Source organism: Melittangium boletus DSM 14713, from assembly GCF_002305855.1.
Taxonomy (GTDB): domain Bacteria; phylum Myxococcota; class Myxococcia; order Myxococcales; family Myxococcaceae; genus Cystobacter; species Cystobacter boletus.
The window spans coordinates 2,775,517-2,797,585 of sequence record NZ_CP022163.1; the positions used below are offsets into that span (position 1 = coordinate 2,775,517).

General features: G+C 69.9%; 22 protein-coding genes. 10 read left to right on the forward strand and 12 right to left on the reverse strand.

The genetic code is table 11. The features are described from left to right. Positions 1-8 precede the first annotated feature (8 nt). A complete protein-coding gene (locus MEBOL_RS11495) occupies positions 9-830 on the reverse strand; it encodes an urease accessory protein UreD (RefSeq protein WP_095982716.1) in 822 nt (273 codons plus the stop codon). A 43-nt stretch (positions 831-873) separates the two neighbouring features. On the opposite strand from MEBOL_RS11495, the gene MEBOL_RS11500 reads away from it, so the two are divergent. From MEBOL_RS11500 to MEBOL_RS11530, 7 genes are all read left to right on the forward strand, one after another. Further along, entirely contained in the window at positions 874-2,490 is a 1,617-nt protein-coding gene (locus tag MEBOL_RS11500) for a xylulokinase (protein ID WP_095977468.1), read from the forward strand. Positions 2,491-2,506: 16 nt separating this feature from the next. Beyond that, positions 2,507-4,033 carry a pyridoxal phosphate-dependent decarboxylase family protein gene (locus tag MEBOL_RS11505; protein WP_095977469.1) on the forward strand — a complete coding sequence of 509 codons (1,527 nt, stop codon included), beginning with the start codon at positions 2,507-2,509 and terminating at the stop codon, positions 4,031-4,033. A gap of 181 nt (positions 4,034-4,214) precedes the next feature. After that, positions 4,215-4,841: a DUF47 domain-containing protein gene (locus MEBOL_RS11510; protein ID WP_095977470.1), complete on the forward strand. Its 627-nt coding sequence runs from the start codon at positions 4,215-4,217 to the stop codon at positions 4,839-4,841. A gap of 1 nt (position 4,842) precedes the next feature. Continuing rightward, positions 4,843-5,868, forward strand: coding sequence for an inorganic phosphate transporter (locus MEBOL_RS11515; protein ID WP_095977471.1), 1,026 nt, complete (start codon positions 4,843-4,845; stop codon positions 5,866-5,868). 149 nt (positions 5,869-6,017) lie between these two features. Then, positions 6,018-6,611: an MXAN_6521/LA_1396 family lipoprotein gene (locus MEBOL_RS11520; protein WP_095977472.1), complete on the forward strand. Its 594-nt coding sequence runs from the start codon at positions 6,018-6,020 to the stop codon at positions 6,609-6,611. Positions 6,612-6,617: 6 nt separating this feature from the next. Further along, positions 6,618-7,142 carry an MgtC/SapB family protein gene (locus tag MEBOL_RS11525; protein ID WP_095982717.1) on the forward strand — a complete coding sequence of 175 codons (525 nt, stop codon included), beginning with the start codon at positions 6,618-6,620 and terminating at the stop codon, positions 7,140-7,142. 106 nt (positions 7,143-7,248) lie between these two features. Then, positions 7,249-7,875 (forward strand): DUF47 domain-containing protein, encoded by a 627-nt coding sequence (locus tag MEBOL_RS11530; protein WP_095977473.1) that lies wholly within the window; start codon positions 7,249-7,251, stop codon positions 7,873-7,875. A 51-nt stretch (positions 7,876-7,926) separates the two neighbouring features. On the opposite strand, the gene ptsP is transcribed toward MEBOL_RS11530, so the two are convergent. From ptsP to hprK, 8 genes are all read right to left on the reverse strand, one after another. Then, positions 7,927-9,690, reverse strand: a complete 1,764-nt coding sequence (gene ptsP / locus MEBOL_RS11535; protein ID WP_095982718.1) for a phosphoenolpyruvate--protein phosphotransferase — start codon at positions 9,688-9,690, stop codon at positions 7,927-7,929. A 46-nt stretch (positions 9,691-9,736) separates the two neighbouring features. Beyond that, entirely contained in the window at positions 9,737-10,015 is a 279-nt protein-coding gene (locus MEBOL_RS11540) for an HPr family phosphocarrier protein (protein ID WP_095977474.1), read from the reverse strand. Positions 10,016-10,041: 26 nt separating this feature from the next. Further along, on the reverse strand, positions 10,042-10,809 hold the full coding sequence (locus MEBOL_RS11545) for a PTS system mannose/fructose/sorbose family transporter subunit IID (protein WP_095977475.1): 768 nt from the start codon (positions 10,807-10,809) through the stop codon (positions 10,042-10,044). Then, entirely contained in the window at positions 10,806-11,522 is a 717-nt protein-coding gene (locus MEBOL_RS11550) for a PTS sugar transporter subunit IIC (RefSeq protein ID WP_095982719.1), read from the reverse strand. Before MEBOL_RS11550 ends, MEBOL_RS11545 begins: the two co-directional genes overlap by 4 nt. Then, positions 11,519-12,001: a PTS sugar transporter subunit IIB gene (locus MEBOL_RS11555; protein WP_095977476.1), complete on the reverse strand. Its 483-nt coding sequence runs from the start codon at positions 11,999-12,001 to the stop codon at positions 11,519-11,521. The genes MEBOL_RS11550 and MEBOL_RS11555 overlap by 4 nt, the downstream gene beginning before the upstream one ends. A gap of 33 nt (positions 12,002-12,034) precedes the next feature. Beyond that, positions 12,035-12,484: a PTS sugar transporter subunit IIA gene (locus MEBOL_RS11560; protein WP_095982720.1), complete on the reverse strand. Its 450-nt coding sequence runs from the start codon at positions 12,482-12,484 to the stop codon at positions 12,035-12,037. A gap of 247 nt (positions 12,485-12,731) precedes the next feature. After that, positions 12,732-13,598: an RNase adapter RapZ gene (rapZ, locus tag MEBOL_RS11565; protein ID WP_095977477.1), complete on the reverse strand. Its 867-nt coding sequence runs from the start codon at positions 13,596-13,598 to the stop codon at positions 12,732-12,734. After that, positions 13,595-14,557, reverse strand: coding sequence for an HPr(Ser) kinase/phosphatase (hprK, locus tag MEBOL_RS11570; RefSeq protein ID WP_095977478.1), 963 nt, complete (start codon positions 14,555-14,557; stop codon positions 13,595-13,597). The genes rapZ and hprK overlap by 4 nt, the downstream gene beginning before the upstream one ends. 50 nt (positions 14,558-14,607) lie before the next feature. Between hprK and MEBOL_RS11575 the strand changes: the two genes are divergently transcribed. The 3 genes from MEBOL_RS11575 to MEBOL_RS11585 all read left to right on the forward strand — a co-directional run bounded on the left by MEBOL_RS11575 (position 14,608) and on the right by MEBOL_RS11585 (position 16,919). Beyond that, entirely contained in the window at positions 14,608-16,071 is a 1,464-nt protein-coding gene (locus MEBOL_RS11575; RefSeq protein WP_095977479.1) for a glycosyltransferase family protein, read from the forward strand. A 16-nt stretch (positions 16,072-16,087) separates the two neighbouring features. Then, entirely contained in the window at positions 16,088-16,426 is a 339-nt protein-coding gene (locus MEBOL_RS11580) for a histidine triad nucleotide-binding protein (protein WP_095977480.1), read from the forward strand. Between the two features lie 115 nt (positions 16,427-16,541). Further along, positions 16,542-16,919: a hypothetical protein gene (locus MEBOL_RS11585; protein ID WP_157774891.1), complete on the forward strand. Its 378-nt coding sequence runs from the start codon at positions 16,542-16,544 to the stop codon at positions 16,917-16,919. Here MEBOL_RS11585 and MEBOL_RS11590 read toward each other — a convergent pair. The 3 genes from MEBOL_RS11590 to MEBOL_RS11600 form a co-directional block, all read right to left on the reverse strand. Then, on the reverse strand, positions 16,906-17,730 hold the full coding sequence (locus tag MEBOL_RS11590; protein WP_095977482.1) for an ABC transporter ATP-binding protein: 825 nt from the start codon (positions 17,728-17,730) through the stop codon (positions 16,906-16,908). The genes MEBOL_RS11585 and MEBOL_RS11590 overlap by 14 nt on opposite strands. After that, a complete protein-coding gene (locus tag MEBOL_RS42110; RefSeq protein ID WP_425437641.1) occupies positions 17,727-20,138 on the reverse strand; it encodes a serine/threonine protein kinase in 2,412 nt (803 codons plus the stop codon). The genes MEBOL_RS11590 and MEBOL_RS42110 overlap by 4 nt, the downstream gene beginning before the upstream one ends. A gap of 198 nt (positions 20,139-20,336) precedes the next feature. After that, positions 20,337-22,052, reverse strand: a complete 1,716-nt coding sequence (locus tag MEBOL_RS11600) for an adenylate/guanylate cyclase domain-containing protein (protein WP_095977484.1) — start codon at positions 22,050-22,052, stop codon at positions 20,337-20,339. Positions 22,053-22,069: the final 17 nt, after the last annotated feature.

Consider the following 22,069-nt stretch of genomic DNA (forward strand, 5'->3'; position numbering starts at 1 on the left):
AATCATGCTCAGGCGCGACGGGCCCAGGGATCGTCTCCCAGGAGACCGGGGAGGAAGCCCAACCACTCCCGGGCCGAGCGCAACAGGGCCTCGGCGGAGGTGGCGGCGGCGCGAAGCACCAGCCCCTCCGGCCCGAGCGGGCTCACGGAGCAGACGAGCCCCGCGCGGGGAATGACGGGGAGGCGCCCCACCTGGGCGGACAGCGCCTCGCGGGCGGCGGCGAACGCGGGGCCCACCAGGAGCACGGTGGCGAGCGCGTCGAAGCGGCCCAGGCGCTCGGGGAGCGGACCGTGGGCGGGGTCGAGCAACCAGCGCTCATCGAACAACGCGCGGCCCTCCTGATGGACGCGGAGCGAGGAGGAGAAATGGGTGAAGGCCCAGCGCTCGCCGTTGGCGCTGCGGCCGGCGTTGACCAGGTCCATCAGCACGAGCGAGGCGCCCGGGGCGAGCTGGACTTCCTGGCACTGCGTGAAGTGGGCGCCGGTGAAGCACACGGTGGGGTCCGGCACCAGCGCGAGCAGTCCGCCCTCCCCGACCCGGGCCACCACCTCGCTCCGACAACCGCGAGGCGAGCGGTAGACGCGGGTGGAGCCCTGGCTGGACAGGAGCGCCGAGGCCCCCGGTGCGACCTCGATGTCCAGGTGGAGCCGGTCCCCCTCCACGAGGCCGCCCCCGAGCGAGCTGGTGTAGACCCAGGCCGCGTGGCCATGGTTGCGCGGGGTGAGCAGACGCAGCGGACTGTGCGCGAGCGCGGTGCTCACCACGGTGCGCGGACCCACCCGCTCGAAGACGAGCCGCGCGCTGCCCTCGCGCCGAGGGGTGGAAGCCATTGCCGGAAAGGTGTGCTCCCGCTGAATCATGAGGCTCGCATGCATGGTCCGGTCTCCCGTTGGCTACATTATCCGGGTGACCACCTCCAGCAACGCGTCCATCCTGGCCATCGATCTCGGGACCTCGGCCGTGAAGCTGGCCGCCGTCACCCTTCGCGGGAAGATCCTCGGCGGCACCGTGGAACCGCTCAACCTCCAGTTGCTCCCCGAGGGCGGCGCCGAGCAGGACCCCGAGTCCTGGTGGGCCGCCATCGTCCGGGGCACCCGCCGCCTGCTGGACTCGGGCGCCGTCTCCGCGAGCGACATCCTCGGCATCAACGCGAGTGTCCAGTGGTCCGGCACCGTCGCCGTCGACGCGCACGGCAAGCCCCTGCGGCCCGCCCTGATCTGGATGGACTCCCGGGGGCGCGGCCATGTCCGGCGCGTCGCCCACGGGTTTCCCGCGATCGAGGGGTATGGCCTCCGCCAGCTCTTCTCCTGGGTGCGCATCACCGGCGGCGCGCCCACCCTCTCGGGGAAGGATCCGCTCGGCCACATCCTCTACCTCCAGAGCGAGCACCCCGACGTCTACCGCGACACCTACAAGTTCCTGGAGCCCAAGGACTGGCTCAACCAGCGCCTGTGCGGGCGCTTCGTCTCCTCGCACGACACCATCACCCTGCACTGGGTGACGGACAACCGGGACCTCTCCCGCGTCGCCTATGACGAGGGGCTCCTGCGCATGACGGGCCTGCCCCGCGACAAGCTGCCCGACCTGGTCCCCGCCGCCACGGTGCTCGGGCCCCTCGTGCCCGAGGCCGCCCGGGCCCTCGGCTTGAGCGACACCGTGCAGGTCATCTCTGGTGCTCCGGACATCCTCGCGGCCGCCGTGGGCTCGGGCGCGGTGCGCGACCACGAGGCCCACCTGTGCATGGGGACGTCCGCGTGGATCAGCTGCCACGTGCCCTACAAGAAGACGGACCTGCTCCACCAGATGGGCAGCCTGCCCTCGGCGCTGCCGGGCCGCTATCTCCTCACCAACGAGCAGGACGCCGCCGGCATCTGCCTGACCACGCTCAAGGATCGCCTCCTCTTCGGCCCCGAGAGCACCCTCCCGGAGGCGGAGCGCTTCCCCCTGCTCGAGCGCGAGGCGGGACAAGTCGCCGCCGGAAGCGATCAGCTCCTCTTCCTGCCCTGGCTCAACGGCGAGCGCAGCCCCGTGGACGACGCCACCCTGCGCGGGGCCTTCTTCAACCAGTCCCTCCAGACGACCCGGGGGCACCTGGTGCGCGCCGTGATGGAGGGGGTGGCCTACAACACGCGCTGGCTCTTCTCCTACGTGGAGAAGTTCGTCGGCCGCCGGCTGGACTCGGTCCGCATCATCGGGGGCGGAGCGCGCTCGCGGCTGTGGTGTCAGATTCAAGCGGACGTGCTCGACCGGCGGATCCAACAGGTGGACGAGCCCGTGCTGGCCAATGCCCGGGGCGCGGCCTTCCAGGCGGCGGTGGCGCTCGGGCGGCTCACCGTGGAGGACATCCCCGCGCTCGTGCCCATCGCGGAGACGTTCGAGCCCAATCCCCGCAACCGCGCCCTCTACGACGAACTCTTCGGCGAATTCCTCCACCTCTACAAGAGCAACAAGGCCATCTTCGCGCGGCTCAACCGCGAGCGAAGGGCCTGAACCCGACAAGGACCCCATGGAACTGCCCGAGCTGGGAACGAACCTGCTGCAGCATGTGCCCCCCCGATGGATCTCCGTCGCCGAGCGCTACCTCAAGCGCGTGCCCGTGTTGCGCGAGCGGCTGGCGAAGGAGACGGACACGATGCTGGCCGGGTTGGAAGGAGACCTCAAACCCTACCGGGGCCAGGTGCCCACCCATGCCCAGCTTCCCGCCCAGGGGCTGCCGCGAGAGCAGGTGCTGCGCGAGATGGGCGTGATGGAGACCCGGGAGCACGAGCGCTGGAAGGAGGGGTTCGTCTCGGGCGCCGTGTACCACGGTGACTCCGAGCACATCGACTTCCTCAACCAGGTGTACGCCCTCAACTCGCAGAGCAACCCGCTGCACGCGGACCTCTGGCCGAGCGCCACCAAGTTCGAGGCCGAGGTGGTGGCCATGACGGCGAACATGCTCGGCGCCGCCGAGGCCAACGCGGGCAGGCCCCCGGAAGCGCACGTGTGCGGCTCGCTCTCGTCGGGAGGCACGGAGAGCATCCTGCTGGCCATGAAGACGTACCGGGACCAGGCGCGCGAGGAGCGGGGCATCACCCGCCCGGAGATGGTGGCACCCGCGAGCGCCCACCCCGCCTTCGAGAAGGCCGCGCACTACTTCGGCATCCACATGGTGCGCGTCCCCGTGGGGCCGGACTACCGCGCCGACGTGGACGCCATGCGCAAGGCCATCAATCGCAACACCATCGTGGTCATCGGCTCGGCGCCCTCCTTCCCCCACGGCGTCATCGATCCCATCGAGCAGTTGTCCGAGCTGGCGCGCGAGCGGGGCATCGGCTTCCACACCGACGCGTGCCTGGGCGGCTTCGTGCTGCCGTGGGCGCGCAAGCTCGGCTATCCCGTGCCGGACTTCGACTTCCGGCTGCCCGGGGTGACGTCCATGTCCGCGGACACGCACAAGTTCGGCTACGCGGCCAAGGGCACGTCCGTGGTGCTCTACCGGGGCAGCGCGCTGCGCTCGCACCAGTACTTCACCTCCACCGAGTGGTCCGGCGGCATCTACTTCTCGCCCACCTTCGCCGGCAGCCGCCCGGGCGCGCTGATCGCGGCGGCCTGGGCCTCGCTCGTCTCCACCGGCGAGGCGGGCTACCTGGAGTCCACCCGGCGCATCCTGGAGACGGCGGACGTGCTCAAGCGCGGCATCCGCGCCATCCCCGAGCTGTACGTGCTCGGCGAGCCGCTGTTCGTCATCGCCTTCGGCGCGCGCGGCCTGGACATCTATCAAGTCATGGAGCGGATGGGGGCGAAGGGCTGGAATCTCAATGGCTTGCACAAACCCGCCGCCGTGCACCTGTGCGTCACCCTGCGGCACACCCAGCCCGGGGTGGCCGAGCGCTTCCTGGAGGATCTCAAGGGAGCCGTCGAGTACGTGCGAGCGCACCCGAGCGACAAGGGAACGATGGCGCCCGTCTACGGCCTGGCGGCCACCGTGCCCTTCCGGGGCCTCGTGAGCGACCTGCTCAAGAAGTACATGGACCTGATTTCCAAGGTGTGAACCGCTGGGGAGGCCCCGGGCGCAATAAAGTGTAACCCCGGATCCATGAGGGGTTCATACGCCTCCCCAAGCCTACATCCCCTCGCATCTTCGTATTGGCGGTCGCGCGCAGGTGAGGTAGTGAGCCTCCCGCGACGGACGGGGCCCGCGAGGGACGAAGTCCGGACCATGGAGAAGTGCGATGCTTGAAAAGCTGATGCCCAAGTCGGACGAGTTCTTCGACGACTTCGACGCCCAGTGCGCCGTCACCGTGGAGGGCGCTCGCATGCTGCACGCCCTCCTGAGCGACTATAAGGATGTGGCCACCCGGGTCCAGGCCCTCAAGGACGTGGAGCATCGCGGCGATGAAGTCACCCACGCCGCCTTCAACCGGCTGCACCAGCAGTTCATCACCCCGTTCGACCGGGGGCAGATCCACTCCCTGCTCTCGCGCATCGACGACGTGCTGGATCTGACCAACGCGGCGGCCGCGCGGCTGCAGTACTACGAGATCGAGAGCAGCCTGCCGGACGCCACGGAGCTGGCGCGGCTCCTGGTGCTGTGCACGGAGAAGGTGCGCGAGGTGGTGGCGGCGCTGCGGCTCATCAAGCAGCCCGAGCAGATCCTCGCCGGCGTCAAGGAGATCAAGCGCCTGGAGTCCGAGGCGGACGAGGCCCTGCGCGCGGGACTCGGCCGACTGTTCAAGAGCGGCGTGGATCCGCTCACGGTCATCAAGTGGAAGGAGATCTACGATCTCATCGAGATGGCCACGGACAAGTGCCAGGACGTGGGCAACGTGATCGAAGGCGTGGTCCTGGAGCACTCCTGAGATGTTGCTCACCGCTGTCGTCCTCATCATCGCGGTCGCGCTGATATTTGACTTCATCAACGGTTTTCACGACGCGGCCAACTCCATCGCCACCGTGGTGGGAACCCGGGTGCTCTCGCCCAACCTCGCCGTGGCCTGGGCCGCCTTCTTCAACTTCGTCGCCGCGTTCGGCGGAGGGGTGAAGGTGGCCAACACCATGGGCAAGGGCATCATCGACTTCGAGATGCTGCGCGCCCAGGGCTCCGAGGCGGTGCTCATCGTCATCTTCTCCTCGCTCATGGGCGCCATCGCCTGGAACCTGCTCACCTGGTGGTGGGGACTGCCGTCCTCGTCCTCCCACGCGCTGGCGGGCGGGATGATCGGCGCCACGGTGCCGGTGCTCGGCTTCAAGGGTCTGGTGGGCTCGGGCATCGCGAAGATCGCCGCCTTCATCGTGCTCTCGCCGCTCATCGGCATGACGCTCGGCACGCTGATGATGCTGGCGAGCACGTGGACGGTGCACAAGCAGACGCCCCTGAAGGTGGACACGTGGTTCCGCCGCCTGCAGCTGCTGTCCTCGGCCATCTTCTCCTACAGCCACGGCACCAACGACGCGCAGAAGGTGATGGGCATCATCGCCGTGGTGCTCTACGGCACCATCTGGAAGGACCGGAACTTCGAGATCACGACGTGGATGATCCTCTCGTGTCACGCGGCCATCGCCCTGGGGACGTTCTTCGGCGGCTGGCGCATCGTGAAGACGATGGGACACAGCCTCACGAAGCTGGCGCCCATCGGAGGCTTCGCGGCGGAGACGGGCGGAGGCGTCACCATCATCGCCCTGGCGAAGCTGGGCATCCCCGTGTCCACCACGCACACCATCACCGGGGCCATCGTGGGCGTGGGCTCCACCCGGGGTTGGCGCGCGGTGAAGTGGGGCGTGGCCGGCCGCATCATCTGGGCCTGGGTGTTCACCATCCCCGCCTCGGCCCTCATGGCCCTGCTCGTCTACGGCGTGGCCCGGCTGGTCATCATGGCCCTGAGCTGAGCGGCCACCGCCAGTCCGTCATCTGTCATCCACTCGCCCTCCGGGGCGCAATCCCGCTCCCATCCCACGCGCCCTCCCGGGGCGCGTGGTGTAGAACCCCGGCGTCCGTTCCCACGCCGGGAACGAAGCCTGGGAGAGGGAAACCGACGATGAAACGACTCGTGCTGGTGCTGGGACTCGCGCTGCTGGCTGGCTGCGCCACCGTGAAGAGCAGCCACGTCCGCCCCGACTACGAGACCGTGGACAAGACGCGGGTGAAGAGGCTCGTGGTGGTCACCCAGCCGCTGCCCGACGGCAAGCAGTCCGTGGGCGAGCTGTGGAGCCTCATCGCCCGCCGCTACGTCAACCAGAACCGCGATTTCATCGCCAAGGCGAACGTCGCCGTCGCGGGCAACCCCGAGGACACCTCCTTCAAGGGCCTGTGCGTCGACAACGCCGAGGGCATCCTCTGGCTGTCGCCCGACATGAAGCCCCAGGGCAAGGGCATGGAGGCCGCGGTGAAGGCCCGGCTGCTGCGCTGCTCGGATGGCGAGGAGGTCTGGTCCGCCGAGGCCGCCGGGAGCTGGTCCTCCGAGGATGACCGCTACAAGGAGCTCACCACGCAGTACACCGAGGAGCTCGGCGCCGAGGTCACCCCCTATGTCGCCCCCACCTTCCGCCTGCTGAGCGCCACGCTCGACACCCTTCCCCGTCCCACGCTGAGCGACGTGGACGTCGAGGAGAAGATCGAACTGGGGGAATAGTCCTTGGTGATCGTCGACGACGCCACGGCCGTGACGAGACTCCTGGCCGCGTTCGGACTGGGATTCATCCTCGGTTTCGAGCGCGAGCTGCGCGGACAACCCGCGGGCCTGCGCACCCACATCCTCGTCTGCCTGGGTGCCTGCCTCTTCACCCTGTGCAGCCTCTTCGTCGCCCAGCCACTCACCCCCGGCACGAACCAGGAAGCCATCGCCGACATCAGCCGCATCGCCAGTCAGATCGTCGTCGGCATCGGCTTCCTCGGCGGGGGCGCCATCCTGCGCCAGGACACCCACATCAAGGGCCTCACCACGGCGGCCAACCTCTGGCTGACCGCCTCCGTGGGGCTCGCCACGGGGCTCGGCTTCGCCCTGCCCGCCCTGGCCACCGTGGTGCTCGCCCTGCTCTCGCTGGTGGGGCTGCGCTTCCTGGAACCGCTGGCCCGGCGCCTTCGCCACCAGTTGGGCCCGAGCGACGAGGATGACACCTCCACTCACCCTCCCACCGGGCCGTCCAGTCCCAAGTCCGAATAGGAATCTTTCGTCACAAACATGTAACAACGCCGAAAACCCGGCGGGGTGACATGCATCCCACTCCAGCGCCGAGGAGACCGTACCCACCGGCGCGCGGGGAGGTTGAATGCTCGAAAAGCTGATGCCCAGGGCGGATGTGTTCTTCGACGACTTCGACGCCCAATGCGCCGTCACCGTCGAGGGCACCCGCATGCTGCATGCCCTCCTGAACGACTACCGGGACGTGGTGCCTCGCGTGCAGGCCCTCAAGGAGCTGGAGCGCCGGGGCGACTGCGTCACCCACCAGGCCTTCCAGCGGCTGCACCAGCAGGTCATCACCCCGTTCGATCGCACGCAGATCCACAGCCTGCTGTCGCGCATCGACGACGTGATGGACTTCACCCACGCGGCGGCGGCCCGGCTGCAATATTACGAGATCGAATCCATCCTGCCCGAGGCCACCGAGCTGGCGCGGCTGCTGGTGCTGTGCGCGGAGAAGGTGCACGAGGGCGTGTCCACGCTGCGGCTCATCAAGCGGCCCGAGCAGATCCTCGCCGGTTGCAAGGAGATCCGGCGCCTGGAGGCCCTGGCGGACGAGACGCTGCGCGAGGGGCTCGGCAAGCTGTTCAAGAGCGGCGTGGATCCGCTCACCCTCATCAAGTGGAAGGAAATCTACGATCTGCTCGAGACGGCCACGGACAAGTGCCAGGACGTGGCGGACATCATCGAGGGCGTGGTTCTGGAGAACGCCTGAGCGGCGGGAGGAGCCCGCCACGAGGGCCCGGAGGAGCGGGCCCCGCGCGGCTCAGCCCTCCGAGCTGAAGCGCTTGTCCATCTCGGTGCGGACGTAGCGCTCGATCTCCTCGGCCGTGGTCAGCTCCATGGCGGTGGCGAGCAGCCGCGTGGCCTCCTCGCGGCTGGCCTGGCGCAGGACGTTCTTCACCGTCGGAATCTGACCCGCCGTCATGGACAGCTCGTCGAAGCCGAGCGCCAGGAGCACCAGGGCATAGATGGGATCGCCCGCCATCTCCCCGCACATGGACACGGGAATCCCCGCGTCCTTGGCCGCCGTCACGATGCTGCGCAGCGAGCGCAACACCGACAGGTGCAGGGGCTTGTACAGGTAGGCGACCTCGCGGTTCTGCCGGTCGATGGCGAGCGAGTACTGGATGAGATCGTTCGTCCCGATGGAGAAGAAGTCGGCCTCCTGCGCGAGGCGGTCGGCGATGAGCGCCGCGCTCGGCGTCTCCACCATGATGCCCACCTGGAAGCGCTTGCCGAGCGGCACGCCCGCGCGGCCCAGCTCCGTGCGGCACGCCTCCAGCTCGCTGCGCGCCTCGCGCAACTCGCTCATGCCGCAGATGAGCGGGAACATGACGCGCAGGTGGCCATGCACGCTCGCGCGCAGCAGGGCGCGCAGCTGCACCCGGAACAGGGCCCGGTCGGACAGGCAGTAGCGGATGGCGCGCAGGCCCATGGCCGGGTTGGGCTCCTTCTCGTGGCGGCCCTTGCCCGGCACCTTGTCACCGCCCAGGTCCAGCGTGCGGATCGTCACCGGCCGTCCGTCCATGGCCTCGAGCACCTGGCGATAGGCCCGGTACTGCTCCTCCTCGCTCGGCGGCGTCTTGCGATCCAGGAACATGAACTCGGTGCGGTACAGCCCGATGCCCTCGGCGCCGTGGGCCAGGAGCGAGGGCAGCTCCTCGGGGAACTCGATGTTGCCCACCAGCCGGATGCGGAAGCCATCCGTGCTCTGCGCGGGCAGATCCTTGGCCGCCAGGGCCCGGGCCTCGCTCTCCTGGTGCCGGCGCATCGTCTCCTGGAACAGCGCGAGCTGCTCCTCGGAGGGGTTCACCAGGATGATGCCGCGCGTGCCGTCCAGGGCCACCAGGTCTCCAGGGGAGATCTGCTCGCTCGCGCGCCCCGCGCCCAGCACCGCCGGCGTGGAGCGGGCGCGCGCGACGATGGCCGTGTGGCTCGTGTGGCCGCCCAGGTCCGTGACGAAGCCGGCCACCTGGCCGCCGCGCACCAGCATCGCCGCGTCCGCGGGAGACAGGTCATGCGCCACCACCACCGCGTGGTCCGGAAGCGACACCTCCTCGTCCACCACCTGGCCCAGGAGGTTGCGCACCACGCGGTCCGCCACGTACTCCACGTCCGAGCGGCGCTCGCGGAAGTACTCGTCCGGGATGTTGTCGAACAGGTGCTTGAGCTTGCGCGCCACCCGCCGCACCGCCCACTCGGCGTTGATGCGGTCCTCGACGATGAGCCGGTTCACCTCGTCCACGAACATGGGATCGTGGAGCATGAGCCGGTGCGCCTCGAGGATGAGGGCGTGCTCGGGCCCTTCCGTGCGGGAAATCTGATCCTTGAGGTCCGACAACTGCTGGTCGGACAGCTCCAGGGCCGTGCGCATGCGCTGGCGCTCGGGGTCCACCTCGGCCTCGGCCAGGCGCAGCTTGGGAGTGCGCACGCGCTTGCGGTCGAGGATGTAGGCGTGGCCCACCGCCACGCCCGGGGAGGCGCCGATGCCCTTGAGACTCAACGTGGGGGAGGCCTGGCTGCTCACGTGTCCTTCTTCGTCCTCGGCGGAACCCCGCCGCATGGGAGGCGTGTCACTGCGATTCGCCAAACCGGTTGGCGATGAGCTTCTGGATGTCCTGGAGACACGCCGGAGCGTCGTCCCCCTTGCACGTCACCGTCACGTGCATGCCCTGCGCCGCCGCCAGCATCAGCACGCCCATGATGGACTTGGCGTTGGCGCTCTGACCCTCGCATTCGAGCGACACCTCGCTCTTGTAGCGGTTGGCCACCTGGACCAATTGCGCCGCCGCCCGGGCATGCAGCCCGAGGGCGTTGATGATCTCGAATGTCCCTTCGGCCACGCTCGCCATTGCCAGTCCCTGTTCTCCCAAGTCCTCTACAAGAAGGCTCCCGCCAGACAGGCCAGAGCCGCGGCGAGATACAACACCCCGTAGCTGGGCACCCGCCGAGCCACCAGCACGTACGATACCGCCCCGAGGGCCAGACAGCCCACGGATAGCAACGGGGCGAAGTGGCCCCCCGCGTTGGCGCCAAAAGTCACCGCCAGCCAGGCGGCGAGCCCCCCCGCGCACGCGGCGCCCACCATGCGCAGCTTCGCGCCCCGGCTGGGCAGGTTCGCGCGCGCCACCGCCTCCACCAGGCGGTCTCCCAGCGACAGGCCCAGCAGATAGAGCCGAGCCCGGAGCGTGAAGTGCACCCCGTTGTAGAGCAGGAGGAAGAGCACCGCCGCCCAGGCCCCCACCAGGGGCACCAGCGCCGCGCACACCGCGCCGGTGGCTGGTTTGAGCGACAACCAGAAGAAGCCATCCCCCAGCGCCGCCAGGGGACCCATCAGGGCCGCCTTGAAGGCCACCACCTTGTCCGGGGGCTCCTCGTTCCGGGCCACGCGCTGCTCATGGTAGAGCACGCCGCCCACGATGGCCGCCGCCACGTAGGGGTGGGTGTTGAAGAAGACGAGGTGCCGGCGCACCGCCTCCTCCAGCTCCTTGCGCTCCGGGTAGAGCCGCTCCAGCGCCGGGTAGATGGCGTAGGCCAGTCCCAGGTTCTGCATGCCCTGGGGGTTCCACGAGGCCTGCAGGAAGAGCGAGCGCATGAAGACGCGCAGCAACAGGCCCCGGGAGAGGGTCGGAGCGACGCGGCTCACAGGCGCTCCTTGAGCAGGAGGACGAGCACCGACAGACACACGGCGCCCGCGCCCAGCCCCGCGTAGAGGGAAGCCCGCTTGGCGTGACTGCCGCGCGCGGCGATGGCCGCGGAGACCGAGGCCATGGCCGGGTAGGCCCAGGCGAGCCCCCGCAGCACCGGTCCGGGCAGACCCTCCAGCCAGGGCCCGAGCAGGAAGCCCGCGAGCGCGCACACGGAGGTGAGCAGGCCGAAGACGGCGAAGTGAGGCCACACGCCCCACAGGTTCTGCCGCATGGCCCGGGTGAGTTGACCCGCCTCGGCCGAGGCGAGCGCCTTCCTGGCCAGACGCGCCGCATAGCGCTCCAGCCGCCGATCCAACCAGAGCCCCACGCGTCCCAGGCCCACGAAGAGCAGCACCGCGAGGGACCAGAGGGCGGGCGTGGAACTGGCGCCCGAGGCCATCGCCATGGTGGCCGCCGCCGCCGAGGTGCCCGTGGCCGACAGCGTGTCATGGTCCGGCAGCGAGGCCCCCAGGTTGGCGCCGCCCAGGTGGAAGAGCTCCAGCAGCATGCCCACGAAGAGCCCCGCGGGCACGTCATCGAGCAGCGCGCCCATGACGGTGGCCGCCACCAACGGCCGGGAGAACATGGCCTGGAGGAAGGCCTTGCGCTCCACCGCGACGAGGCCGCCCCAGATGCCGGCGAGCGCCACCTGGGTCCACACCCCGCTCACGCCCTTCCCCACCGCTCCTGCAGCTCCGCCAGCTCCACCGGCTTCTCCGATGGCACCGCCCGCGCCTCCACCCGGACGCCCTCGGCGCCCAGCCGCGCGAGCGTCCGCAGCTCGTCCTCGGTGAGGAACACGGAAGGCGACACCTGCTTGCGGCCCGTGCCGAAGTGCACGTTGCCCAGGTTCAGGTGCTCGAGCTTCAAGCCTTGACCCTGGCAGAAGGGAGCCGCCGCCACGTCCCGCAGGAGGACGAGCGTCTTGAGGGAATCCCGGGACAGGGAAGCGAAGTCCACCTGGGAGAGCGGGAGGATCAGCACCTCGATGGCGCTCGGCACCGCCAGCGCCATGGCGGCGCGTACCAGCGGACTCGAGGCCGCCTCATCGTCGGCCACGACGACGCGCGACACCTTCAGGTGTGGCAGCCAGGCCTCGACGACCTGTCCATGAATGAGGCGATTGTCGACACGGACCAGGGTGATCACAGCAATCTCGAATCGCCCACCCGGCGGGGCCCGTCAAGTTCGCGGCGCGGCCTGTTGCTGCTGACGCTGCTGGGCCTCGCGCAACAGGGCCGAGGCACAGGTGATGTTGCGCTGGCCGTGGGACGCGAGCTGCACGGCCATCTCCGCGAGCGGCATCTGCTCCGAGCGCAGCGAGTTGGCCTTGAGGAGCATGGGCAGGTTCACCCCGGCGAGCACTTCCAGCAGCCCCTGACAGCGCTCCGAGCACATCATCAGCGACTCCTTACAGGGAGTGCCACCGAACAGATCGGCCATGACGATGACGCCGTCGCCCTGGTCCACCTCGGCCACGGCCCGCCGCATCTTCGCCCGGAGATCCTCCAGGGAGGTTCCCGGCTCGATGTTGCACGTGGCCACCGCGGGCAATTTGCCCACGATCTGCTCAGCAGTCGTCACCAGCTCGTCCGCAAGACGTCCGTGTGATGCCACAACGAGGCCGACCATGATCACCTCTCACTCAAGCAGCCCCCCGGAGATGCCTGACTACGCCTGAACGGTACGGCGCGCAACTCCGGACGAAAGTTTCCGCTTATACCCAAGCCCCAACCCTACCCACCCCTACCTGAACCCCCATCGGCTCCAGGAGGAAGTTAAGGCCGAACCGCCGCCACCGCCCGTCATTTCATGCGCGTCGGGGGGTTGGGTTGTCGTCTGGCGGACGGGCGAGCGAGGGCTCGCCCCATGCGGTGCGTCATTCCTTCTCGACGTCGCGGTGCCAGAGCTGCACGCGCGTCTGGTCCCCGGTGAGCTGCTCGCACAGGGACTCGGCGATGGCCACCGAGCGGTGCTTGCCGCCGGTACACCCGAGCGCCACGGTGAGGTAGGCCTTGCCCTCCTTCTGGTAGCGCGGAAAGAGGAAGCGGCAGAGGTCCACCACCTTCTCCATGAACTGCCGGGTCTCCTCGCGATCCAGCACGTAGGAGGCCACGCGCGGATCCTTGCCGGTGAGGCCCTTGAGCTCGGGGACGAAGTAGGGGTTGGGCAGGAAGCGCACGTCGAGCACCAGGTCCGCCTGGGGCGGCACCCCGTGGCGGAAGCCGAAGCTCATGACGGACAGGGCCGGTCCACTCGCGGGCTCGGGGTTGAAGCGCCCCTGCACCATGCGCTTGAGGTCGTGCACGTTGAGCACCGACGAGTCGATGACTTGATCCGCCAGTTCGCGCAGGTCCTTGAGCCGCAGGCGCTCGGACTGGAGGCCCTCGGCCACGGAGCCCTGGGGCGCGAGCGGATGGCGGCGGCGGGTCTCGCTGAAGCGGCGGATGAGGCTGTCGTCGCTCGCGTCCAGGAAGAGCACTTCCACGTGGTGCCCCACCCGGCGCACCTCGTCGAGCACGCGGGGCGCCTCGTGCAGGAAGATGCCCTCGCGCGCATCCACCACGATGGCCAGGTGCTCGAACTGTCCGCCCCCGGCGAGCTCCGTGAGCTTGGGCAAGAGCAGCACCGGCAGGTTGTCGATGCAGAAGAAGCCCACGTCCTCCAGGGCCCGGATGGCGGTGGACTTGCCCGAGCCGGACATGCCCGTGATGACGACGATGTGCTTGGCCGGGGTGGTGCTCACTCGACTTCCTCCCGCTTGGAGCGGCGCGTCGCCCCCTCGGCGATGGCGCGGTTGAGACGCTCGGCGAACTCGCGCGCCGAGTGGTGACCCTGCTGCTTGAGCAACTGATTGCGCGCGGCCACCTCGATGATGGTGGTCATGTTGCGGCCCGGGCGCACCGGCACCACCGAGAGCGGAATGTCCACGCCCACGATGTTCATGAACCGGTCCTCCACACCCAACCGGTCATACTCCTGATTGGGATCCCACTCGTGCAGCTCGATGACGAGCTCGATGAGCTTGCGCTCGCGCACCGCGGCCACGCCGAACAAGTCCTTGATGTTGATGATGCCCAGGCCGCGGATCTCCATGTGGTGGCGGATGACCGCGTTGCCCGCGCCGTAGACGCCCTGGCGCCGCCGCGTCACGTCCACGATGTCGTCGGCCACCAGCCGGTGGCCCCGCATCACCAGATCCAGCGCGATCTCGCTCTTGCCGATGCCGCTCTTGCCCAACAGCAGGATGCCCACGCTGAACACGTCGATGAGCACGCCGTGCAGGCTGCTGGACTCGGTGAGGGACTCCTCCAGGAAGGACTGCACCTGCTGGATGAAGGCGCTGGAGAGCAGGGGCGTGCGCATGAGCGTGAGCCCCGCCTTCTCGCACGCCTCGGCGAGCGCCAGGGGCGGCTCGATGCCCTTCGTCACCACGATGCACGCCAGCTCTTCCTCGAAGAGCGAGTCCAGCACCTCGTGCTGCCGCGCGAGCGGAAGCGTCAGCAGATAGGACACTTCCGTGTTGCCGAACACCTGGACGCGGTGGGGATGCAGGTGCTCGGTGAAACCCGTGAGCGCCAGCCCCGGCTTCTGGATGCGCGAGGAGTTGATGCGTCGCTGCTGGCCCCGCTCTCCGGCCACCAACGTGAGCTGGAGGTCGTACTCGCGGTCTTCGAGCAGCTGGGATACCCGGATAGAGTTCATCGGCCCCGTTGAAATATCACCCGACGGCCCTTTTGAGTGGTGAACCCTGCATGCTCGCTCCCCCCACCCGTTCGGATTCCCCCACGGAGAGGCGCCTCGCCCTGGCGCTGCTCACCGTGTCGCTGGGGGTGGGAGCGGCCCTCCGGGTGGGGTGGGCCTGGTCCGAGGACGGGCTGTACTGGCCGGACGAGGTGTACCAGAGCCTGGAGCCCGCCCACCGGCTCGTCTTCGGCTATGGACTCCAGGCGTGGGAGTTCATCGAGGGGGCGCGCAACTGGGCCCTGCCGGCGCTCGTGGCCGTGTGCTTCAAGCTCGCCGGCTGGCTGGGCCTCGCCGAGCCCCGGGGCTACCTGGGCCTGACCCGGAGCGTCTTTGGACTGGTAGGAGCCGCAACGGCCTGGGGGAGTTGGCGGCTGGCGCGGGCGTATGGGGCGTCGGCGCTGGCGGCCACGGCGGGGGCCTCGCTCTTCGCGCTGGGCGCCGTGCCCCTCTACTTCGGCCCCCGGGCCCTGAGCGAGAACGCCTCCGCCCTGCCCGGGGTGCTGGGTCTGGCGCTCGCGCTCGCACCGGGGGCCTCCCGCCGGGCAGTGCTCGGCGGGGCCTCGCTCCTGGGACTCGCCGTGCTCCTGCGGCTGCAGAACGGCGTCTTCTGTGGGGGGCTGCTCGTGGTGCTCGGCGCCCGGCGCGAATGGCGCCACCTCCGGGACGCCCTGGTGGTGCTCGCCGGGTGGGCCCTGCTCTTCGGCCTGCTGGACTGGCTCACCTGGGGCCGATGGTTCCACTCGGCCCGGGTGTACCTGGACTTCAACCTCGTGCGGGGCCAGGCGGCCATGTGGGGCACCGCGCCCTTCTCCTATTACGGCCAGGTGCTCCCGCGCTCCATGGGCGCCCTCTCCACCGTGGCGCTCGTCCTGTCACTGCTCGCGGTCCGACGGGCCCCGGGGCTGTTCGGCGTGGCGCTCGCCTTCTGGGTGCTCCATGCGCTGCAACCCCACAAGGAGCTGCGCTTCCTCCTGCCCGTGCTGCCCGTGATCGCCTCGCTCGCGGGAGTGGGCCTGGACACGCTCCTGCGCCTCCTGCCGCCCTCTCCCGTGCGGCTCGCCCTGCCGCTGGGCGTGGTGGTGCTGGCGGGGCTCTCGGCCACGCGCGTGGGGCGGCTCACCTTCGGCGAGCTGGGGCAATACGAGAACATCAAACCCCGCGCGAGCGCCTGGGACGACTCCGGCCCCATCAACCGCCTGCTCATCGCCGCGGGCCATCGGCCGGACGTGTGCGGCCTCAAGATGGAGGCCGTGCACATCGCGTGGTCCGGCGGCTACAGCTACTTCCACCGCGACGTGCCCCTCTACGCCCACAACGGACCGGGGCGGAGCTCGGGCGTCTACAACTACGTCATCACCGGGGTGGGCCATTCGGGCGCGGGCGAGGTGGTGGCCACCGAGGGGGCCTACGCCCTCGTGCGCCTGCGACCCCGCTGCACGCCAGACTCCACCTTTTCCTCGCGTCTGCCGTGAGTAGACTGCGCCGCCCATGTGCCTCTTCTGCAAGATTCGCGACGGTCAAATCCCCGCCAAGGTCGTCCACCGGGACGAGCAGTGCCTGGCCTTCGAGGACATCAATCCCCAGGCCCCCACGCACGTGCTCATCATCCCGAACAAGCACATCGCCACGGTGAGTGAGCTCGTGCCGGAGGACCGGGAGGTGGTGGGCCAGTTGTTCCTCACCGCCGCGAAGATCGCACGGGAGCGGGGCATCGCCGACACCGGCTACCGCGTGGTGATGAACACGGGCGACAACGCGGGACAGACCGTGTTCCACATCCACCTGCACCTGCTCGGTGGACGTCCCATGCACTGGCCTCCGGGGTAGCCCGCCCCGTCCCCCCCGACGGCCAGGCGAGCCCCCGCTCCATGGCTGCCCACCTCCGGACGCGGTCCTACCTTTCCCTCCGGCGGGGGTGTCTCCGGCCAGGAGAGGAAAGGCCATGAAACGAGGACGATGGATGTTGGCGCTCGGGCTGGGGGGCATGCTCATCGCGGGTTGCAAGGAGCAGCCCATCAGCCAGTCCGGTCCCCCGTTCGATCCCACCAAACAGAAGTACCAGACCCCGGCGGCCAGCGAGTCACAGCCCGGACCGGGAATGGGCGGCTCGGGGGGCGAGGGGACGGCGGGAAACGAGGTATGGGTCCCCCGGAATCCGGAGCAGGGCTCGTCGGACACGACCACGAACGAGCAGCAGGGCCCCTACTCCATCGACCGGGCCCAGCCCGTCCCCAAGGAGCGCCGGCCCGCCCCCTATGGCGTCGGCGCGGGAACGGACTCGTCCCGGCGCATGGCCCTGGAGCAACTCAAGACCGAGTGACGCCAGTCCACCGGGCACGCGGCGCGAACAGGCGTGCTCCCGAGGACGTCTCCGCCACCTCCATGGGCACGCCATAGAGGGCCTCGAGCCGTTCGCGCCGCAACACGTCTTCCACGGGCCCCGAGGCCAGGGGGCGCCCGTCGCGCAACAGCAGCACGTGGGTGGCGTAGGCCGCCGCGAGGTTGACGTCGTGGAGCACCGCGACCGCGCCCAGTCCCGCGTCCACCCGCGCCCGCACCCGCTCGAGCGCGATCACCTGATGGGCCACGTCGAGGAAGGCCGTGGGCTCGTCCAACAACAACAACTCCGGCTGCTGCACCAGCCCGCGCGCCATCAGCAACATCCTGCGCTCGCCTCCGGACATGGCCCCGCAGGGGCGATCCGCCAGATACGCCACTCCGAGCTCGTCCAGCGCCGAGCGCGCCAGGGCCTCGTCTCCCGCCGAGGTGAGACCCCACGCCCCGAGGTGCGGACTGCGCCCCATCAACACCAGCTCCAGACCGTTGAAGCCCTCGGCGGGCTCGAAGCCCTGCGGCACCCACGCCACGCGCTGGGCGAGCGCCCGCGCCTCCCAGGCGTCGCGCTCCCGGCCCAGCAGGAGCACCTGGCCACGCCTCCAGGGCACGCTTCCGAGCACCGCGCGCAACAGGGTGCTCTTGCCCGTGCCATTGGGGCCCAACACCCCCCACAGCTCGCCCGCGCGCACGCTCCAGTCCACGTCCCGCAGGATGGGCGAGGCCCCATACCCGGCGCTCAGGCCCCGCAGCTCCAGCAGCGTGTCCCGCCTCGGCTCGGAGCGCGCCTGACTCAGTTGCTGTTCCTCTTGTTGACCAGGTCTCGGTAGAGCACCTTCACCTCGTCGAGCAACCGCGCGTCCTCACCATCGCCCACGCCCTCCATCTCCGACTCGAGACTCAGGAAGCGGTTGCACAGCAGGTCGAGGTTCTCGCAGCCAATGTCGCGGGTGAGCTTGAAGTAGGCGCTCCGCGTCCGGGCCCACTCCTTCTGCAGGAGAGACTGCCCCCGGGAGGCGCCCCGCGTCTTGCGCACCATCTGCGCACGCTTCGGAGGCGGTTGCGCGGGCACGGCCGAGAGGGGCGAGAGCAGCTCTTCTTCCTCCGTGGGCACGGGGACGGACGCGATGGCCCCCGCATCCACGTCCGCGCCCGCGTCCATGCCCGCGTCCGCCGCGACGGCGGTCGCGATCGCGGTGGCGCTGGGAATCGGCCGTGGCTCGGAGTCGATGGCCGATGGAGCGTCGGGAGGCGTGGACGGCGGCTCGACGGGTCCCCTGGCCACGGCGCGAGGCGGTGGCGCAGGCGCCCTATCGGGCTCGGGCAGCCGCCGTTGGAAGAACATCCAGGCGCCCACGCCCGCCCCCAGTCCCAGCAAGGTGACGAGCAACAGCGGACCCACGCGCGAGCGCCGCGCGGGCGACTGGACGGGCGTGGGAATGGAGGGCGGCGTCTGGGAACTGCGCAGTTGCTCGGAGGTGTCCTCCCCGTCGGCATCGCCGGGAGGAGTGGCCACGAGTCTCGGCGGCGCGGCCACCGGCCGGGGCGATACCGCGGGCATCCCCGTCGCCGTCACGCGGCGGCGGGGAATCTTCGTTCCGGCGGACTTCGGCCGGAAGGCGGCGGGCACCTCTTCCGGCTCCGCATCGCGCATGAGCGAGGCGTCCAACACCACGCGCGGCTGGGTGTCCTGGTGGTAGACCTCCTGGGAGGGCGGGCGCGGCTTGCCCGGCGCGCGTGGCATCTGGGCGCGCGGTTGCGTGTCCTCCAGCAACACGTCGCCCTCGCTCAGGTTCAGGGTGTCGAGGGGGGGTTCAGCGAACTCGGGAACCTCCACGGTGCGCGCGGCCTCGGCGTACTCCGGATCCTCCTCCCGGGGCAGGGGCACGGCCCAGCTCGGCGTGTTCTCGATGGGCGGCGGGGCCTCGATCTCCAGGGGCTCGGGCGGCTCGATCGGATCGGCCGGCGTGAGCGGCACGGCCGGCTCGAGCAACACCGGCGCCTCGACGGTGGGGTGATGGGTGGGCGCGGGGCCCAGCACCACGGACTCCTGCCGTGGCTCCTCGATGGACTCCAGGGGAACCGCGGGCCGCGTGGGCTCATCCAACTGCACCGCGGGCCGCGTCTCGCCGTCATTGCCCTCGACGCTCCCCTCGCGCGTGCGCGGCGTGGGCTTGAAGGACAGCGCCTCCACGGGTCCATCCAGGCGGATCGTCTTGGGTGGCAGCGAGGGAATGGGCCGTGGCGGCGCCCCCTCCGGCATGCCAATCACCTCGGGCTCCGGTTCGGGCGCGCGTCCCACCTCGCGCAACATCACCAGCAGCCGCCGCTCGGCCAGGTACTCCGAGGCGAACAGCTCGTGCATGAACCGGCTGATGCTCTCGGGACCCGAGTGGGCGTCATGCTCCAACAGACAGGCGTTGAGCCGGCCGCGCAGCTCCTCCGCGTTCTGGAAGCGCTGGGCGGGCTCCACCGCCAGCGCCTTCATCACCAGCTCCGACACCTGGGCCGGCACCCCGGGCGCCACCTGCGCGAGCGGCGGGATGTTCGGGTGCGCCACCGCGGACATCAGCTCCCCGGGAGGCAGCAGATCGAAGGGATTCTTGCCGGACAGCAGCTCGTACAGACACAGCCCCACGGCGTACAAATCACTGCGGCGATCCACCGGCAGGTGCCGCGCCTGCTCGGGCGACATGTAGAGGAACTTGCCGAGGATGATGCTCGGGTTCGTCTTGGCCGCGCTCAGCCGGCTCTTGGCCAGGCCGAAGTCGATGACCTTCACCTCCCCCTCGTAGGAGATGAGGATGTTCTGCGGCGAGATGTCCCGGTGCACGAGGTTCAACTCCCCCTCGTCATCCCCCTTCTTGCGGTGCGCGTAGGCGAGCGCGTCCAACACCCGGCCCATCACGAACAGCACGAAGGACAGCGGCAGCGGCTTCTGCTTGTCGCGCGCCCGCGCCGCCACCTTGCGCAAGTCCTTGCCGTCCACGTGCTCGAGGGCCATGAAGGCCTCGCCCTCTTGCAGGCCCATGTCCAGCACCTGCGCGATGGAGCCGTGCGACAGCTTCACCAACGTGCGCGCCTCGCCCACGAAGCGCTCGACGAACTCGGGGTCCGCCGCCAGCTGAGGGAGGATCTTCTTGATGACGCACAGCTTCTCGAAGCCCTGCATCCCCTCCAGACGGGCGAGGAAGATCTCCCCCATGCCGCCGGTGGCCAGTTGGGTCAACAACGTGTAACGGCCGAACGGCACCGGCCGGAACGGACGCAGTCGCGCATTCGAGGACGACGGATTCATGCCGGAGGCGGGCCGCTCAAGCTCACGGGGGTGGGGGGCCACATGCTCGCACTGATCCAGGGGTGAACGCGAGTCTCCCACCCCGCGCTCTTACTACCACCCACCTTAGCGCACACCCGGATTGGTGAGCTGGGGCACGTCCTCGTCGAGCACCTCGAAGGCGGCGACCTTGTCGCGGGGGGGCAGCAGGCGCTCGCCCAGGGGCATCACGTCGAAGCGGGCGCCGATGACGGCGAGCGTCTTGCCGGTGACGAGCAGCTGGCCCGGGGTGGCGGTGGTGGCCAGACGCGAGGCCAGGCTCACCCCCTCGCCCACGGCGGAGAAACAGGGGCGCGTCTCGGGGCCCACCATGCCCACCAGCACCTTCGCGGTGTTGATGCCGATGCGCAGCCCGAAGCGCTCCTCCACGGGCAGACGCGCCACGAAACGCTCCCAGTCGGCGCGCAGCGCGAGCGCGGCCCGTACCGCGCGCACGGCGTCATCCGGCTTGGTCTGCACGGCGCCGAAGAGCGCCCGCATGGACTCACCGAAGAAGCCCTCCAGGGTGCCCTCGAAGGAGAAGACGAGGCCCCCCATGCGCGTGTGGAAGTCGTTGAGCAGCGCCGAGGTGCGCGCGGCACCGAGGCGGGCGCTCATCACGCCGAAGCTGGCGAGCTCCACGTGGAGGACGCTGACGGTGCGCTCCTCCAGTCCAAGCGGCTTCTGGCCCGTGCGCTGCGCGTCGGCCGCGCGCCGCTCGGCCACGTCCGGGGCGTGGAAGCGCTCCAGGTGCGTGCGCAGCGGAGCAGGCGCGGGGGGCGCGGGAGGCGCGGCGGCGGGCACGGCGAACTTCTGCACTCCGGCGGCCACCAGGTGCGCCACGGCGGTGCAGGCATCGAGCATCACCTCCAGCTCGGTGTCGCTGCGCGCCGAGGCGTTGACGTAGAGCACGCCGGTGAAGTGGGGCTCGACGCCCACGGGAATGCAGAGCACCCGGCCCACCCCATAGAGGATGACGCTCTCGCGGCTGGCGAAGCGGCGATCATCCCGCACGTCCCCCACCAGGAGCGCGCGGCCCTGGCGCAGCGCCTCGTCGATGACGGCGTCGGAGACGGGCACCTCGCCCTGGGCGAGCTTGCCGCGGTGGCGCACGGCCGCGGGCACCAGCACCCCCGTCGAGTGGCGCAGGAGGACCACGGCCGTGGTGGCGTCGATGCGCTCGAGCACCCGGTCCATGGTGGTCTCGAGGAAGGCCGTCAGGTTGGGCGAGGTGGCGAGCGCTTCCGCGGTCCGGAAGAGCAGCAGGAGCGTCTCGAAGATGCCCCGCGGCGGAGCGGACGCCGTGGGCGGCGAGGCGAGCGGCGCCACCGCGACGGGCGCGGCGGTGGGGTTGCTCGTGGGGCTCGAGATGTTGTCGAGCGCCCGCAGCAAATCCACGCTCTTGATGTTCTTGGCGAGGATGACGGAGGGCCCCACGTCATCGCCGTGGCCGAAGCGGCGCACGCCACCGGCGCCCAGGTCCACCATCTCCGTGGCGGCGTTCTCCAGTTGCTGCGGCTGGCGCACCGACAGGGTGTTCTCGCCAAGCGACAGCGTGTCCCCGGGGTTGAGCGTGGTACCGCCCTGGAAGGCCGTGCCATTGACCCGGCTGCCATTGCGGCTGCCCAGGTCCTCGACACGCAGCTTGTTGCCCTCCACCAGCAGCCGGGCATGCCGCCGGGACACGAGATCGCCGCCCAGCACGATGTCGTTCTCGTCCGCGCGGCCGAGGTGCGTGATGCCCTCGGGCAGTTCGTAGGAGGTATCGAAGTAACCAGGGCCGTTGATGATGATCTGCCACATCGCGCTCGACAGCCTAC